The sequence below is a fragment of the Pseudomonas mendocina genome (genome assembly GCF_900636545.1).
Classification (GTDB): domain Bacteria; phylum Pseudomonadota; class Gammaproteobacteria; order Pseudomonadales; family Pseudomonadaceae; genus Aquipseudomonas; species Aquipseudomonas mendocina.
On the sequence record NZ_LR134290.1, the window covers coordinates 4755774 to 4771335 of the forward strand.

Annotated in this window: 16 protein-coding genes; 6 read left to right on the forward strand and 10 right to left on the reverse strand. The window is 63.8% G+C overall.

Annotation, left to right across the window (positions count from 1 at the left end; all coding sequences use genetic code 11):
* The 4 genes from EL191_RS22320 to EL191_RS22335 form a co-directional block, all read right to left on the reverse strand.
* A complete protein-coding gene (locus EL191_RS22320; RefSeq protein ID WP_017363168.1) occupies nt 1-348 on the reverse strand; it encodes a NirD/YgiW/YdeI family stress tolerance protein in 348 nt (115 codons plus the stop codon).
* Between the two features lie 101 nt (nt 349-449).
* Nucleotides 450-1367 carry an SdiA-regulated domain-containing protein gene (locus tag EL191_RS22325; RefSeq protein WP_041980294.1) on the reverse strand — a complete coding sequence of 306 codons (918 nt, stop codon included), beginning with the start codon at nt 1365-1367 and terminating at the stop codon, nt 450-452.
* Between the two features lie 113 nt (nt 1368-1480).
* On the reverse strand, nt 1481-2146 hold the full coding sequence (locus EL191_RS22330; protein ID WP_017363170.1) for a fumarylacetoacetate hydrolase family protein: 666 nt from the start codon (nt 2144-2146) through the stop codon (nt 1481-1483).
* A 341-nt stretch (nt 2147-2487) separates the two neighbouring features.
* Complete coding sequence (locus EL191_RS22335) at nt 2488-3879, reverse strand: FAD-binding oxidoreductase (RefSeq protein WP_041980295.1); 1392 nt, start codon at nt 3877-3879, stop codon at nt 2488-2490.
* Between the two features lie 181 nt (nt 3880-4060).
* Between EL191_RS22335 and serA the strand changes: the two genes are divergently transcribed.
* Nucleotides 4061-5290, forward strand: coding sequence for a phosphoglycerate dehydrogenase (serA, locus tag EL191_RS22340; protein WP_017363172.1), 1230 nt, complete (start codon nt 4061-4063; stop codon nt 5288-5290).
* Between the two features lie 183 nt (nt 5291-5473).
* Here serA and EL191_RS22345 read toward each other — a convergent pair whose 3' ends face one another.
* Nucleotides 5474-5965 (reverse strand): DUF523 domain-containing protein, encoded by a 492-nt coding sequence (locus tag EL191_RS22345; protein WP_041980296.1) that lies wholly within the window; start codon nt 5963-5965, stop codon nt 5474-5476.
* A gap of 197 nt (nt 5966-6162) precedes the next feature.
* On the opposite strand from EL191_RS22345, the gene EL191_RS22350 reads away from it, so the two are divergent.
* A complete protein-coding gene (locus EL191_RS22350; RefSeq protein WP_231118645.1) occupies nt 6163-6699 on the forward strand; it encodes a DUF6160 family protein in 537 nt (178 codons plus the stop codon).
* 15 nt (nt 6700-6714) lie between these two features.
* Here the strand turns inward: EL191_RS22350 and EL191_RS22355 are convergent, their stop codons facing one another.
* On the reverse strand, nt 6715-7338 hold the full coding sequence (locus EL191_RS22355; protein WP_017363175.1) for a 2OG-Fe(II) oxygenase: 624 nt from the start codon (nt 7336-7338) through the stop codon (nt 6715-6717).
* A gap of 121 nt (nt 7339-7459) precedes the next feature.
* Between EL191_RS22355 and EL191_RS22360 the strand changes: the two genes are divergently transcribed.
* On the forward strand, nt 7460-8227 hold the full coding sequence (locus EL191_RS22360; protein WP_013717610.1) for a hypothetical protein: 768 nt from the start codon (nt 7460-7462) through the stop codon (nt 8225-8227).
* On the opposite strand, the gene EL191_RS22365 is transcribed toward EL191_RS22360, so the two are convergent.
* The gene (locus tag EL191_RS22365) at nt 8224-9165 is read right to left on the reverse strand and encodes an alpha/beta hydrolase (protein WP_041980297.1); all 942 of its coding nucleotides are present in this window, start codon (nt 9163-9165) and stop codon (nt 8224-8226) included. The two genes, EL191_RS22360 and EL191_RS22365, sit on opposite strands and share 4 nt — an antisense overlap.
* A 123-nt stretch (nt 9166-9288) precedes the next feature.
* Between EL191_RS22365 and EL191_RS22370 the strand changes: the two genes are divergently transcribed.
* Nucleotides 9289-9870: a DUF6436 domain-containing protein gene (locus EL191_RS22370; RefSeq protein ID WP_017363177.1), complete on the forward strand. Its 582-nt coding sequence runs from the start codon at nt 9289-9291 to the stop codon at nt 9868-9870.
* A 169-nt stretch (nt 9871-10039) separates the two neighbouring features.
* Here EL191_RS22370 and EL191_RS22375 read toward each other — a convergent pair whose 3' ends face one another.
* Nucleotides 10040-11071, reverse strand: a complete 1032-nt coding sequence (locus tag EL191_RS22375; RefSeq protein ID WP_017363178.1) for an AraC family transcriptional regulator — start codon at nt 11069-11071, stop codon at nt 10040-10042.
* A 120-nt stretch (nt 11072-11191) separates the two neighbouring features.
* Here EL191_RS22375 and EL191_RS22380 point away from each other — a divergent pair, with 120 nt between their 5' ends.
* Nucleotides 11192-13570, forward strand: coding sequence for a penicillin acylase family protein (locus EL191_RS22380; protein WP_041980298.1), 2379 nt, complete (start codon nt 11192-11194; stop codon nt 13568-13570).
* A 319-nt stretch (nt 13571-13889) separates the two neighbouring features.
* Here EL191_RS22380 and EL191_RS22385 read toward each other — a convergent pair whose 3' ends face one another.
* Nucleotides 13890-14333, reverse strand: coding sequence for a hypothetical protein (locus tag EL191_RS22385; protein WP_013717615.1), 444 nt, complete (start codon nt 14331-14333; stop codon nt 13890-13892).
* On the opposite strand from EL191_RS22385, the gene trmL reads away from it, so the two are divergent.
* Nucleotides 14332-14793: a tRNA (uridine(34)/cytosine(34)/5-carboxymethylaminomethyluridine(34)-2'-O)-methyltransferase TrmL gene (gene trmL / locus EL191_RS22390; RefSeq protein ID WP_013717616.1), complete on the forward strand. Its 462-nt coding sequence runs from the start codon at nt 14332-14334 to the stop codon at nt 14791-14793. The two genes, EL191_RS22385 and trmL, sit on opposite strands and share 2 nt — an antisense overlap.
* Before the next feature lie 257 nt (nt 14794-15050).
* Here the strand turns inward: trmL and secB are convergent, their stop codons facing one another.
* Entirely contained in the window at nt 15051-15536 is a 486-nt protein-coding gene (secB, locus tag EL191_RS22395) for a protein-export chaperone SecB (protein WP_013717617.1), read from the reverse strand.
* Nucleotides 15537-15562: the final 26 nt, after the last annotated feature.

Sequence of the window (15562 nt, forward strand, 5' to 3'; positions counted from 1 at the left end):
TCAGTTGATCAGCTCTACGCGATCCACATCGATCTCGCGGCTATTGAAGTCCTTGTCGACTTCACCGGTCAGGCGCACCTTGGCGTTCTCCGAGACTTTCTGGGCCGGCCAGTCTTCGTCGTCGATCTCCACCTGAATGGTGCCGGTGGCATCTTTGAACTCATAGAGTTCGTCCTGCAGGCGCTTGACGATCTGGCCTTCCAGTACGACATGAGTGTCGTCGGCGGCCTCCAGCGCAGCGGATACGGTGGTGACCTGCGGGGTTGCGCCCGGGCCGGTGTAACCCGTGGCGAAAGCAGCAGTGCTGAGCAGCGGCAGAACCATCAGAGCGAGAGCGGTACGTTTCATGGTGTGAACCTCGTTGTTCGTAAGTGACGGGGTCAGATTAGTGCCGCTAGCTGAAGCCAGACTGAATCGCCGCTTAAGCCAAGCTGAATCCACCACCCAGCTCAGCTGGCATCCGGCGAAGGCTTGCTGAACACATAGAACAGGTTGGGCTCGGCGACGATGTAGATGTTGCCCTCGTCGTCCATCGCCACGCCTTCAGCCTGCTCGATACCGCGATCCAGGCCGTTGAGGCCGCCAGTAAGACTGAGAAAGCTGACCGGATGACCACTGCGGTCAAGCTCCAGCAGCATGCGCGACTCGTCGGACAGCACCAACAGGTGACCGGTGCGCTCGTCGACACTGAGCGAGGAAATATCGCGCAGCCCCAGGTTGCCGGCCATCAGCGGCTGCAGCGCGCCGGCAGAACCGTCCTCGCCAGGGAAGGGCAAGCTGAACAGGCCCAGCGGAGCGCGCTCCTTGCCCAGCAGCAGGCTGTGGCTGCGCGAATCCCAACCCAGGCCTTCGAACCCCTTGTTGCCGGCGTCGGCGAAGCCCAGGTCGAAACCCTGAAAGTCAGCCGCGTCGAGTTCGAGGTCATCGTCACCCAGGGTGAAGGTGGTGAGCTGGCGGCGGCGTTCGTCGACGATGGCCATGCGGCCGTTGTCCATCATCTCCACGCCTTCGGGGTCGGCAAAACCCTTGAGCTCGATACGGCGCAGAATCTCGCCTTCACGGGACAATTCCACCAGCAGCGGATTCTTGCCGGTGACGGTGAACAGCGTACCGGTGGCCGGGTTGTAGGTCAGTCCAGAGGTTTCATCCTCCTCCAGCCCGTTGAGTGCCTTGGCCTGGATCACGGCGCGGTAGCCTGGCAGCCAGACACTGGCCAGGCGGTCGACCAGTGGCGTGGAGCGTTCCTGCAACCAGAGCTGGGCGCGGTCATCCCAATGCTGGGTCTGTGCCAATGCACTCAGGGTGATGACCGCCAGGCCTGAAAGCCAGTAGCGGGGGCGGCGGATCTTCTGAAGGAGAACGGACATCGGCGACAACTCGACTGCTTAACAGCGATCAGACATCCAGTGTCCAGGGGAGTTCCGCCGCCTGACGGGCGGCGGCTGGTTTCAACCCAGAGGAAGGCTGAGCGGGACGCCGCTTATAGCACGCGGCTGGTGAAGCTACTGTGACCGACCAGCTCCAGTACCAGCTCATCACCTTTGCCCAGTGCGCCGACGCCGACCGGCGTGCCAGTGAGGATGACGTCGCCCGGCTGCAGGGCGAAATGCCCAGCCATGTGCTGGATCATGCTGACGATCGGGTTGAGCATGTCGCGGCTGTTGCCGTCCTGACGGGTTTCACCATTGATCACCAGGCGAATGCCGATGTCGGCCAGGTCCTCGATGGCATCGCCCGGCACGAAAGGGGCCAGCACGCAGGCGCCATCGAAGCTCTTGGCGATTTCCCAGGGATAGCCCTTCTCCTTGAGCTTGGCCTGCACGTCGCGCAGGGTCAGATCGAGCGCGGGGGCGAAGCCGCTGATGGCATCGCGCACTTCCTCGGCATCGGGCTTCTTCGAAAGTGGCTTGCCGATCAGCACGGCAATTTCGGCCTCGTAATGCACAGAGCCACGGTCATCGGGAATGCTGAAACCGCCATCGAGCGGCACCACGCAGGAGCCCGGCTTGATGAACAGCAGCGGCTCGCTGGGCACCGGGTTGTTCAGTTCCTTGGCGTGCTCGGCATAGTTGCGGCCGATGCAGACGACCTTGCCGAGCGGGAAGTGGACGGTGGTACCGTCGACGTACTGGTGCTGATAGCTCATCACCGACTCCTGTGTTGTTCGTATTGTGGGCATCGCGGCTTGTGGCCGGTGCCGTACCTTAATATGAAAGGTACTGCCGGAGTTAGCGGTTAGCGAAGGCCTGAATGCTGCGCGGTGTTGCACCGTGTACAGCGCAACCTGTGGGAGCGGACGTGTCCGCGAATGAATGGCCCACACCGATCAGGCGGACATGCAGGCGATTGCCGCGGGAACGCTGCCAGACGGTAGTCACTGGCCAGTAAGAGCTTCGCGGACAAGTCCACTCCCACAAGGGGTCCAGGGGTTGGCTGGAACCGTGCAGACAGCTCCAGCCTTGCTACCCCTTAGCCAGCTCAGCTCTCTTAGTTAAAGATCTTGCCGGGGTTCATGATTCCGTTGGGATCGAACACCGCCTTGATCGCCTTCATATAAGCGATTTCCGCCGCCGAGCGGCTGTATTGCAGATAGTCGCGCTTGGTCATGCCGACGCCATGTTCGGCGCTGATCGAGCCGTTGTACTTCTCGACGATCTCGAACACCCACTTGTTGACCACCGCGCACTTGGCGAAGAAGTCTTCCTTGGCCAGCGTTTCGGGCTTGAGGATGTTCAGGTGCAGGTTGCCATCACCGATGTGGCCGTACCAGAGCACGTCGAAGTCCGGGTAGTTGGCCGAAACGATATCGTCGATATCCTTGAGGAAGGCCGGCACCTGGCCGACGGTGACCGAGATATCGTTCTTGTACGGCGTCCAGTGGCTGATGGTCTCGGAGATGTACTCGCGCAGCTTCCACAGATTTTCCAGCTGCTGCTGGCTCTGACTCATCACCCCATCGAGTACCCAACCCTGCTCGACGCAATGCTCGAAGGTCGCCAGCGCTTCGTTGGCCACGTCCTCGTTCAGCGCCTCGAATTCCAGCAACGCGTAGAACGGCGTGCGGCTCTCGAACGGTGCCGGCACGTCGCCACGACCAAGGATCTTCTCCAGGCAGCGGTCGGAGAAGAATTCGAAGGCGGTCAGATCGAGCTTGCCCTGGAAGGCGTGCAGCACCGGCATGATCGAATCGAAATCAGGCGTACCGAGTACCATCGCGGTGAGGTTCTTCGGTGCACGCTCCAGGCGCATGGTGGCCTCGACGACGAAGCCCAGCGTACCTTCAGCGCCGATGAACAGCTGGCGCAGGTCGTAGCCGGTGGCGTTCTTGATCAGGTCGCGGTTCAACTCCAGCAGCTCGCCAGTGCCGGTGACCACCTTCAGGCCGGCGACCCAGTTGCGGGTCATGCCGTAGCGAATCACCTTGATTCCGCCGGCATTGGTGCCGATGTTGCCGCCAATCTGGCTGGAACCGCTTGAGGCGAAATCCACCGGGTAATAAAGGCCCTTCTCTTCAGCGAACAGTTGCAGCTGCTTGGTCACCACGCCCGGCTGGCAGACGACGGTGCGGTCGTACTCGTTGAATTCGACGATGCGGTTCATGTAGTCGAACGACACTACCACCTCGCCATTGGCCGCCACCGCAGCGGCGGACAGACCCGTGCGGCCACCCGACGGCACCAGCGCGATCTTGTGCCGATTGGCCCAGCGCACGATCGCCTGCACCTGTTCGGTGCTCTTGGGGAAGACGATGGCCGAAGGGGCCGGAGCGAACTGCTTGGTCCAGTCCTTGCCGTAGGTTTCCAGGGAATCGGCGTCGGTCAGCACCTTGCCGGGTTCAACCAGGGTCTTCAGCTCTTCGATCTGGGCGGGGGTGGTCATCTACGGAACTCTCAAAGGATTCATGGTCGCCCTGAGAACCATTCAGGTCGCAACCGAGCATTGAAAAAGGCGAACATGCTAGCATACGCACCCCGTGAATCGAGCTATGCGGTGATCTACGGGCGCTGGCTGAGCTTCTCAGCCCTTCCCTGAAAACATCCCTGGGACAACAGGTACTCCGATGAGCAAGACCTCTCTCGACAAGAGCAAGATCAAGTTCCTTCTTCTCGAAGGCGTCCACCAGAATGCCGTGGACACTCTGAAGGCCGCCGGCTACAGCAACATCGAGTACCTCAAGGGCGCGCTGTCAGGCGAAGAGCTGAAAGAAAAGATCGCCGATGCCCACTTCATCGGTATTCGCTCGCGCACCCAGCTGACCGCCGAGGTCTTCGACTGTGCGAAGAAGCTGGTGGCCGTCGGCTGCTTCTGCATCGGCACCAACCAGGTCGACCTGGACGCCGCCCGTGAGCGCGGTATCGCCGTGTTCAACGCGCCCTACTCCAACACCCGCTCGGTGGCCGAGCTGGTACTGGCTCAGGCCATCCTGCTGCTGCGCGGCATCCCCGAGAAGAACGCCTCCTGCCACCGTGGTGGCTGGATCAAGTCGGCGGCCAACTCCTTCGAGATCCGCGGCAAGAAACTGGGCATCATCGGCTACGGCTCCATCGGCACCCAGCTGTCGGTGCTGGCCGAAGCCATGGGCATGCAGGTGTTCTTCTACGACACCGTGACCAAGCTGCCGCTGGGCAACGCCACGCAGATCGGTGACCTGTACGAGCTGCTGGGCCTGTGCGACATCGTCTCGCTGCACGTACCGGAGCTGCCGTCCACCCAGTGGATGATCGGCGAGAAGGAAATCCGCGCCATGAAGAAGGGCGGCATCCTCATCAACGCCGCACGCGGCACCGTGGTCGAGCTGGACCACCTGGCCCAGGCGATCAAGGACGAGCACCTGATCGGCGCGGCCATCGACGTATTCCCGGTCGAGCCCAAGTCCAACGACGAAGAGTTCGAAAGCCCGCTGCGTGGCCTGGATCGCGTGATCCTGACGCCGCACATCGGTGGTTCGACCGCCGAAGCGCAGGCCAACATCGGCCTGGAAGTGGCCGAGAAGCTGGTCAAGTACAGCGACAACGGTACGTCGGTGTCCTCGGTCAACTTCCCGGAAGTCGCCCTGCCGGCGCATCCGGGCAAGCACCGCCTACTGCACATCCACGCCAACGTCCCGGGTGTGATGAGCGAGATCAACAAAGTGTTCGCCGACAACGGCATCAACATCTCCGGCCAGTTCCTGCAGACCAACGACAAGGTCGGCTACGTGGTGATCGACGTCGACGCCGATTATTCCGACCTGGCGCTGGAGAAACTGCAGCAGGTCAACGGCACGATCCGCAGCCGCGTACTGTTCTAAGCCGGAGCTGCTGCGCATCGGCGACACGGCGTTGGGAACGACCCCGGAGATGCCCATTTACTGACGTAAACTTCGCTCTCCTCGGTCGCTCCCGCCTTGTCTCGCTCTAGCTCGCGAGTCCCGGAAGTAGATAGAAATGAAAAAGGGAGACCCCGGTCTCCCTTTTTCGTACCTGCCTGCCGCTCAACCCGCGTCCAGCTCTGCCAACGCCTGCGCCATTTCGAGCAACTGCTCCTCGTTGAACACCTTCACCCCGGCCCGCTTCAACAGTGCAGCCGTCACGCCCTCGCCCGCCACACGAGCGCCGCTGAAGCTACCATCATAATTCTCCAGATTGCCGCACGAAGGGCTGCGCGCCTTGAGCAGCGCAAGCGCGATGCCGTGTTCGCGCACCATAGCCAACGCCTGCTCGGCGCCGTCGACGAAGGCGGCGGTAACGTCCTCGCCGTCGATGGTCAGCACCGGCAGCTGGCCGTCCAGCACCGCGCTGCCCTGGCCGCCAGGGATCTCCGCCGGCGAGCGCGGCGTGGGCAAGCCGCCTGCCACCTCTGGACATAACGCTACGACCCGCCCTTCGTCCAACCACTGTTGAAGCAGATCGAAGGGGCCGTGGGCTCCACCGTCGTAACGCACCCGGTGCCCGAGCAGGCAGCGGCTGACCAATATCTTCTGCATTGTCCTTCTCCACTGACCCTACCAGGGTAACCGCCGGTAACAACACCGTCAGCCCTTGCTCCGGTAGCCCCCAGGGCGGGCAGAAACGCCGGATCACCGAGGCTTGCGGCCTATCCTTCGGCGGGAAGCGGCCCTGCCCCATGGCGTAGCCTGCAAGGCCACACCAGACTTGCGCGGCCAACCAGGGAGGTCCGCCCATGTCCACGCCAGTTCGAACGATGTTATTACCGCTGCTCTGCGCTGCGGCGCTACTTGCCCCACCTGCCCAGGCCGCACTGCAGGCACTGGAGGACGAAAGCCTGAGCCAGATCAGCGGCCAGGCCGGTCTCACCATCCGCCTCGACCTGATGGCACGTATCGACGAAATACGATGGCAGGACGATGGCGGCAGCCTGTCGCTGCGCAACGTGAAGATCGATAACGGCTGCCTCAAACCCAGCGATTGCGACGGTTACACCCTGGGCCCGGCCCAGCTGGGCGCCAGCGTACCGGTTCTTGGGCTGGAGGTGCCGACCCTGGAGGTGGATGTGGTCAAGGGCAGCAACGGCCAGAGCCAGCTGCAACTGAAGTTACCCAACCTGACGGCAATCAACCAGCAGCTCGGCCCATTGGGCAAGCTGGTGATACGTGCACGGGTAGCCAGCGATCTTTATATCGGCGACACCAGCATCGGCAATGTCGCGCTGCGCGATCTGCGCGATATCAATGGCACCATCAAGGTCTGGGGCCACTGATCAGGCCCCTGCGCCCTAGAGCACATCCGTGCCGCGGCGTCGGAACCAGCCTGTCAGCGACAGCCGCTCACGGGTCGCTGGCAGCACTTCGTGCGGCATTTCCCCGGAGAGAAACAGCGCCAGGGTGCCCGCCTGCGGCAGCACGTCATGCTCGCGTCCATCGCTCAGGTACAGACGCAGCGCTCCGCCCTGCTCGGCCTGCCAGTCCTCGTTCAGGTAGAGCACCGCCGAAACCGTGCGTCGATCGTCATCGCGGAAGCGATCCAGATGACGCAGGTAAAAGGCGCCCGGCTCATAGCAGGCGAAATGGCATTCGAAATCCTCGAGCCCGAGAAACAGCTCGCGGTTGAGTGCCTGACGCAGATCGTCCATCAGCTGCATATAGCGGTCACTGGCCTCGCTCTGCCCCGGCTCCAGCCACTGGATACGATCCCCTCGGATACCCTCCTGCACCTGCTGGGCACTGCCACGGCCAACGCTGGCAGCGCTCAGCTCGCCACTGCGCTCACGCTTACGGCACTCGGCAGCCAGTTCGCGGGTCAGAACTTGAGGGGTGAATAACGCCTGCTGCGACCACCCCTGGCTGGCGAGGTCGTCGATAAGGCTGGAAAGGGGGTGTTGCAGGCGGGCTTCGGTCATGGCGGCGATTGTACAGTGCCGGATGGCGGCTAGACATAGCTCGACAAGCCCCTGCTAGCCACCGAAAATAGCCAGCCGCAGCAGCCTGCGGCCGGCTCGAAAGTTTGCCAAGGAGTTCTCGATGCGCGTTCTGTTTGCCCTGTTGCTGATTGGCCTGACCTTGCCGGTCCTGGCCGACGATCACCTGCGCCTGTATCAGGCTGCCGGCTGGCCGCAACAGCGCGAACACTTCAACCAGGCACTCGACGCCGCCCAGCAGCGCTATCGCAGCACCCTGCCGCCGGCGGTATTCCAGGCACTGGTGGATAACAGCAACCGCCGCTTCGCCGCTACCGCCATCGACCAGCGCGCGCAGAACAGCTTGCGCACGGAGCTGGCCGACCCGCAGCCGGCGCTGGCCTTCTTCGAGTCCGCGCTGGGCCGCAAGATCGTTGCTGCCGAAACGCTGGCTACCCGCAGCGATCAGTTGGCCAAGTACGCCAACGGCCTGCCGCGCACCGACGCCGATGCCACCCGGCGCCTGCTGATTCGTCACCTGGCCCAGGCCATTCCCGCCAAGGAGGCTGGCGCCGAAGTCAGCCTGGCGCTGGCCGGCGTGGCGGCCGACAGTCTCAGCCAGATGATTCCCGGCCTGCTTGGCGGCGGCCAGGCCCAGGGGTTGCTCAATGGCCAGCGCGAGCGCCTGATGGCGCAGATCGAGCAGGACCTCGACAACACCCTGCTGCACGTCTATCGCGAGCTAAGCGACCCGGAGCTGGAGCAGTTCGTCGAGTTCGCTCAGTCCGACGCCGGCAAGGCCTATTACCAGGCGGCCCTGCGATCGCTGCGCGCCGGCCTGGCCGTGGGCATGAGCACCAACGAGCTGGAACCGGCACCGCAGGGCATCTAAGCCAAACGCTCGCGCAGGAAATCGAAGTAGCGCCGCCGCAGCGTTTCATTCTCGTTGGCCAGATGGTGGCGCGCCTCGCTCAGGCGCAGGATTTCCGGCTGACGGAATTTGTCCTGCAGCACCCCGAGGTTGTAGCGCCAGTCCACTGTCATGTCCGCCTCCCCCTGAATGATCAGCGGACTGCGTTCACTGCGCCCGGCCGCCTCGATTTTCGGCACCCACTGCGCCAACGCACCGACCCAGGCCGTCGGCAGGCTGCGCGGCTGCAACGGGTCGAGGTTGTGCACGAAGTCGATGAAGGTGGCGTCGCTGGAATTCTCGCTGAAACGCCGCGGAATCTCGCGAACGAACGGGCTGAGCAGGCGATAGCTGAGCTTCGACCAGCCCCAGGAGCGTGGCCGCACCAGCGGCGCGAGAAGAATGCTCTGCCCCAGTTCCGGCCGCTTGCCATCGGCGAGCAGATAGTCCAGCAGGATCGCCCCGCCCGTGCTCTGCCCACACAGATGCCAGGGTTGCGGCAGCCCAAGTTCGCTAGCCTGCTCGAACAAACCGCCGAGGACCTGCTGATATTCGGCGAAGTCACTGATGCTGGCGCGTGCACCGCTGGACAGACCATGCCCTGGCAGGTCGCAGGCAAGTACGGCGAAATTCATGCCCAGCGCCCAATCGACCACGTGCCGGTACAAGCCCATATGGTCGTAATAGCCATGCAGCAATAGCAGGGTGCCTCGCGGCTCGGCTGGAGCCCACAGCTGCACGGCAATCTGGTAGCCGGCGGCGTTGAAGCTGCCGAGGCGGTTATCCAACCCGGCATAACGCGTAGCCAGATCGAAGCCATAGAAGCTGCGATAGGCCTGCAGCGCGGGCAGATCCAGGCGCGCTGCGGCCAAGGGTCGCAGCAACGGGCGTAGTTGATCGGGCTGAAACGGCTCTGACATAAGGTTTTCCATCAGTTGCGGGCGGCCGATGGGCGCCCCCCGCGACGACTCCTCGAATGCTGCGATATTCAGCTGCCGGGCGCATCGTGGCAAGCTACAGGCCCTTTTTCGCCTGGCCCAATCATGCCCCGCCCGTCTCGCAAGAACCTGCTCATTGCCCTGCTCACCCTGGCCTCGCTGGTTGGCCTGGCAATGGCCTATCGCTGGTTCGAAACACGCTACCTGCGCACCTTCGACGAACGCGCAGCGGTATTCTCCGGCGCCGAGCTGCAGTTGCCCGCCGAGCTGAGCGGCCCCGGCGCGATCCGCCTGGTGCACTTCTGGGACCCGGCCTGCCCGTGCAACGTCGGCAACCAGCAGCACCTCGCCGAGCTGATCGAACACTATGCCCCGCAAGGGGTGCAGTTCCATGTCGTGCAGAAACCCGGCAGCCAGGGTCGCCTGCCCGCCGAGCTGGCCGCGCTAAAGCCCATCGATGAGCTACCCGGCAGCGCCAACCTGCCGGCCAGCCCCGCCGTGGCGATCTGGGACAGGCAGGGCCAACTGGCCTACTTCGGGCCTTACAGCGAGGGCCTGGTGTGCAACTCGAGCAACAGCTTCATCGAACCGATACTCGAAGCACTGGCGGCCGGGCGCAAGGTGGATGCCAGCAACACCCTGGCCGTGGGTTGCTTCTGCCAATGGGCCGAACCCGACAGCGAATGACCCCGTAGGGTGGGTTAGCGACGCCTCAGGTGAATCGAAAAACATCGCGCAGGTGGGGGCGTCGCGTAACCCACCAGGCGCTAGATCGCGTTGCGCCGGCAGTGGGTTACACCGTAATAAGTCGAGTCGACTGATCAGTGCGACAGGCGCCTAACCCAACGAAAGCGCCTCAACCGCCAGTCAATCCGTGGCGCGCCACCAAACCACGTGGCGTGCCACCCTCCCAGCGGCGAAAGGCGCGGTAGAACGGCGACAGTTCGGCAAAACCGCAGGCTCGCGCCACTTCGCGGACGCCCAGGCCCTGATCGAGCAGGCGCAGCGCACGCAAACGGCGCACTTCATCGTGCAACGTACGAAAGCTGCTGCCCTGCTCGCTCAGGGCCCGCTGCAAGGCGCTGCGATTGCTGCCCAGGGCCAGCGCACAGGCCTCCAGACTGCAGGTCGCCGTACCCAGGTTGACCTCCAGCCAGTAGCGCACCCGCACCAGCAACTGGTTCTCCACCAACATTGCCAACTGCTTCTCGGCCTCCTCGCTGAGCACCTCGAACAGCCGCGGGTTGGCGCTGCGCGAGGGCCGCGAAAGTAGTGTACGCGGCAGGATCAACACGTCGTGCGGCTGCGCGAACCGCGGCTCGACGCCAAGCAGACGGCGATGTTCGGCGAGCTTGCGTGGCGACCGGTGGCGAAACTCGACGCCCACCAGCGGCAGCTCGCCACCGGACGCCGCAGCCAGCATCTTGCTCAACAGCACCGCCAGACATTCCATCTGTTGGCGCAACGAGCCAACTTCGCGGTAGTTGAGATCGATCACCAGGCGCGCTTCATCGCCCTGCTCCTCCAAGCGCGCAGCAAAACCACCGGACAGGATGTGCTGGAAGCGCACGAAAGCCTGCACGCCCTGGCGCAGATCGCGCGCCGCCAGCAACAGGTAGCTGACCACATCCATCGGCCGCGGCTGCATCACCTCGCCCAGATGCAGGCCGATGTCGACATCACCGCTGATGCCTGCCAGCGCCTGCCAGAAACGCGGTGCATTGTCGTGCTCCTCACGCGCCTCCAGCAGCGGAGCAGCCAGCGGCACACCGGCGTAGGCACGGCGGTAGGTATCGGTCGGATCGAACCCTAGCGCCGCCAGTGCCTCGTAGAGCAGCCGGCGCAGAGTCGAAGAATGGGTCAGGGCAACGAATGCGCTCTCGGCCATGATGGCTCCGGTCAACTATTGACCATAGACTTCCAGCCTTGAGGTATATGGTCAATGCCGACCTCCACGCGCCTGAGCAAAATGCTCTCACGCTTGCCCCACAACAATAAGGATCGCTGGATGAAACGTTCCCTGACCGCCCTTGCGCTGGTGATTGCCGCAGCAGCAGGCGGCCTGACCTGGTACCTGCACGACAAACAACCGCAACGCGACGGCGAGCTGGTGCTCGGCGCGCTGCAGGCGTCGGTCACGGTCGACTACGACGAACGCGGCGTGCCGCATATTCGCGCAGAGAATGAAGCGGACATGTACCGCGCCCTCGGCTTCGTCCACGCCCAGGATCGACTGTTCCAGATGGAGCTGCTGCGGCGCCTGGCACGCGGTGAACTGGCCGACGTGCTTGGCGAGAAACTGGTGCCTACCGATCGCCTGTTCCGCACCCTGGAAATCGGCCGCCATGCCGATGCCTACGCCGCACGCCTGGATCCCGACAGCCCGTCCACCCAGGCCCTGCTGCACTACCTCGAAGGCATCAACCAGTACCAGGCCAGTCGCCCGCTCCCCCTGGAGTTCGACCTGTTGGGCATCAAGCCGCGCCCCTTCACCATTGCCGACACCCTCAGCGTGGCCGGCTACATGGCCTACAGCTTCGCCGCGGCGCTGCGCACCGAGCCGGTGATGACCCACATCCGTGACGAGCTGGGCGCGGACTACCTCGAGCTCTTCGATCTCGACTGGCATCCGCAGGGTGTAATCGGTACCTCCCTCGCCGCCAGCGACTGGCAGGACCTATCCGCCCTTGCCCAGCTCAGCAATGACGCCCTGGCAGGCACCGGCTTGCCACAGTTCGAGGGCAGCAACGCCTGGGCCGTCTCCGGCAGCCGCACTGCCAGCGGCAAGCCATTGCTGGCCGGCGACCCGCACATTCGCTTCTCGCTGCCGGCCGTCTGGTACGAAGCACACCTGCAGGCACCTGGCTACGAGCTGTACGGCTACCACCATGCGTTGATCCCCAGCGCCATGCTCGGCCACAACCGCGACTTCGCCTGGAGCCTGACCATGTTCCAGAACGACGACCTCGACCTGATCGCCGAGCGGGTCAACCCGGACAATGCCAATCAGGTCTGGTATCAGGGCAACTGGGTCGACCTCCAGCAACGCACGGAAACCATCCGGGTCAAGGACGCCGAGCCGGTGCAGATCACCCTGCGTCGCTCGCCGCATGGGCCGATCATCAACGACGCTCTGGGCCAGACCAGCGGCAACACACCGATTGCCATGTGGTGGGCCTTCCTCGAGACCGACAACCCGACGCTCGAGGCCTTCTACCAGCTCAACCGCGCCAATACCCTGGGCAAGGCCCGCGCCGCCGCCGAGAAGATCGAAGCCCCCGGCCTCAACGTGGTCTGGGCCAACGCCAGCGGTGATATCGGTTGGTGGGCCGCGGCCAAGCTGCCGCTGCGCCCGGAGGGCGTCAACCCGACCTTCATTCTCGACGGCGCCAGCGGTGACGCGGACAAGCTCGGCTACCACCCCTTCAGCGCCAACCCGCAGGAAGAGAATCCGCAGCGTGGCTACATCCTCTCGGCCAACTACCAGCCCGTGCCGGCCAGCGGTATCGAGATTCCCGGCTACTACAACCTGCCTGATCGCGGCCAGCGCCTGAACCAGCACCTGAGCGATGCCTCGGTGAAATGGGATACGCAAAACAGCCAGGCACTGCAACTCGACCCAGGCACCGGCTATGGCCCGCGCCTGCTGGCCCCTATCCTCGACGAACTGCGCAGCGCAGCGGCGGACGATCAGGAACGCGCACTGGTGGAACAACTGGCCCAGTGGGATGGTGGCCACACACTCGATTCCGTGGCCGCCACCCTGTTCAATCAGCTGACCTACCAGCTCGCCCACGAAGCCATGGCCGACGAGCTGGGCGAGGCGTTCTTCGACAGCCTGCTGCAAACTCGCGCGCTCGACACCGCACTACCGCGCCTGACCGCCAATGCGGACTCGCCCTGGTGGAATCGCCAGGGCAGCGAGCAGCGTGAAAGCCGCGTGCAGATTGTCGCCGAGGCCTGGCGCGCCAGCCTCAAGCACCTGCACAGCGTACTCGGTGATGATGTCGAATCTTGGGCCTGGGGCCGTGGCCATACCCTCACCCACAACCATCCGCTTGGCCAACAGCAGCCGCTGGCCTGGTTGCTCAACATCGGCCCGCTGGCTGCACCTGGCGGCCATGAAACACCGAACAACCTGTCGCACAAGATCGGGCCGGCGCCCTGGCCCGTGGTCTATGGCCCTTCGACCCGGCGGCTGGTCGACCTCGGCGACGCCGACAAGGCGTTGGGTGGCATTCCGGTGGGCCAGAGCGGCGTACCGTTCGACGCCCATTACGGCGATCAGGCCGCCGCCCATGTGGCTGGCGAATATCAGCCGCAGCACCTGAGCGAAGCGGATGTCAAAGCCAACAGCCAGGGCACGCTGACGCTGCTGCCTCGCTGACGCGCTTGAATGCAGTGTGGTGCGCCTGCGGTGCATCGCGCTGCACGCTGGTGCACCGCGACGCCGCAAATGGCGTCGCAACCCTCGTCCCAGAGCCACGAACCCCGCAAATTCGGGCCTTGCCGTTTCGGTCATGAAATTGGCACACCCCCTGCATAGACTAAGGCAATCCAGTTTTTGGGGGCCTTGGTACAGGCAGGCCGGGGAATCCCCTTCTTTATTCGACGCGACAGACGCGTCACAGCGAGCGCCGCGCACCACTGGCAGGCGCCACCCGTTTCGGGGACCTTGGTACAGGCAGGCCGGGGAATCCCCCTCTTTATTCGGGACGCAGCACCAGGCGTGCACGCCAGCGTCCGTCCACCTTCGTACCGCGCCATTCCCCGCTCAGCGGGCGGGGCGACACCAGCACCAGCAGCAGATCCCGTCCGTCGCGCTCCAGGCGCCAGTTCACCAAGCCAAGTGGCAACTTGAGCTGACCATCACGCACCCGCCCGTAGGCATCCTCGTAGCGATACACCAGCGCACCATCGATATGCTCGATCTGTGCCTGCGGCTCGCGGTTGAGCCAGAGCTGAAGCCCCTGCTGCCACGGTTCGATCTCTTCGATATGCAAACGTGGCGGATCGAACAGACGCCCAAGCATCAGCCCGACGAGAAAGGCGATCAGCATCACCGACGCCATAAAACGCCAGCGCAAACGCGGCCGCGGATCTTCCGGCGGCGTAGAATGGCGCTCGTCCCAGTGCTCGGAGTGCTGCATGTTCCACGTCATCCTCTTTCAACCGGAAATTCCACCCAATACCGGCAACATTATCAGGCTGTGCGCCAACAGCGGCTGCCAGCTGCACCTGATCGAGCCACTGGGCTTCGAGCTGGACGACAAGCGCCTGCGCCGCGCTGGCCTGGATTATCACGAATACGCCACGCTCAAGCGTCACTCCGACCTGCAGAGCTGCCTCGAGGCCCTCGGCCATCCGCGCCTGTTCGCCTTCACCACCAAGGGCTCGCAGCCGTTCCACGAGATCGCCTACCAGCCCGGCGACGCCTTCCTGTTCGGCCCGGAAAGCCGCGGCCTGCCGGAGGAGGTACGCAACGCACTGCCTCCACAGCAGCGCGTACGCCTGCCCATGCGCGCCGGTTGCCGCAGCCTGAACCTGTCCAACACCGTGGCCGTCACCGTTTACGAGGCCTGGCGGCAGAACGGTTTTGCGGGTAGCTGAAAAGCCATCCCCCGCAGGTTTGACGCAGCTGGATTCTGTGGGCGGACTACTCGTCCGCGAATCGTCCCCGCTGCGCCAGGTGATCAATAAATCGTGGCAGCGCGCTTTGCACCCATTCGCGGACAAGTCCGCTCCCACAACAGAAGTAGCGTCACCGGCCTGGTGGAAGCCGATTGGTCCGCGAAGTCGCTGTGCACAAACGAAAACGCCGCGGTTGCTTGATGCAACCGCGGCGTTTTCCTGCAGCCAGACGCGGCTTAGTGAGCCGTGGTCTCGCCAGCCTGCTGCATGCGCTGCAGCTCCTGGGCGTACAGCGCGTCGAAGTTGACCGGCGAGAGCATCAGGGCCGGGAACGAGCCGCGGGTCACCAGGCTGTCCAGCGCTTCGCGAGCGTAAGGGAACAGGATATTCGGGCAGAAGGCGCCCAGAGTGTGGCTCATCGAAGCCGCGTCGAGGCCCTTGATCAGGAAGATGCCAGCCTGCTGCACTTCAGCGATGAAGGCGACTTCTTCGCCGTTCTTGACGGTCACCGACAGGGTCAGCACGACTTCGTGGAAGTCGCCTTCCAGAGCTTTCTGGCGGGTATTGAGGTCCAGACCGACGCTCGGGGTCCACTCCTGACGGAAGATTTCCGGGCTCTTCGGCGCTTCGAAGGACAGGTCCTTGACGTAGATGCGCTGCAGGGAGAATTGCGGGTTCTGCGAATCGGCAGCGGCTGCGCCGCTGTTGGCTTGCTCGGTCATGGCGTTAGCCTTCCTTAACGTTGAGG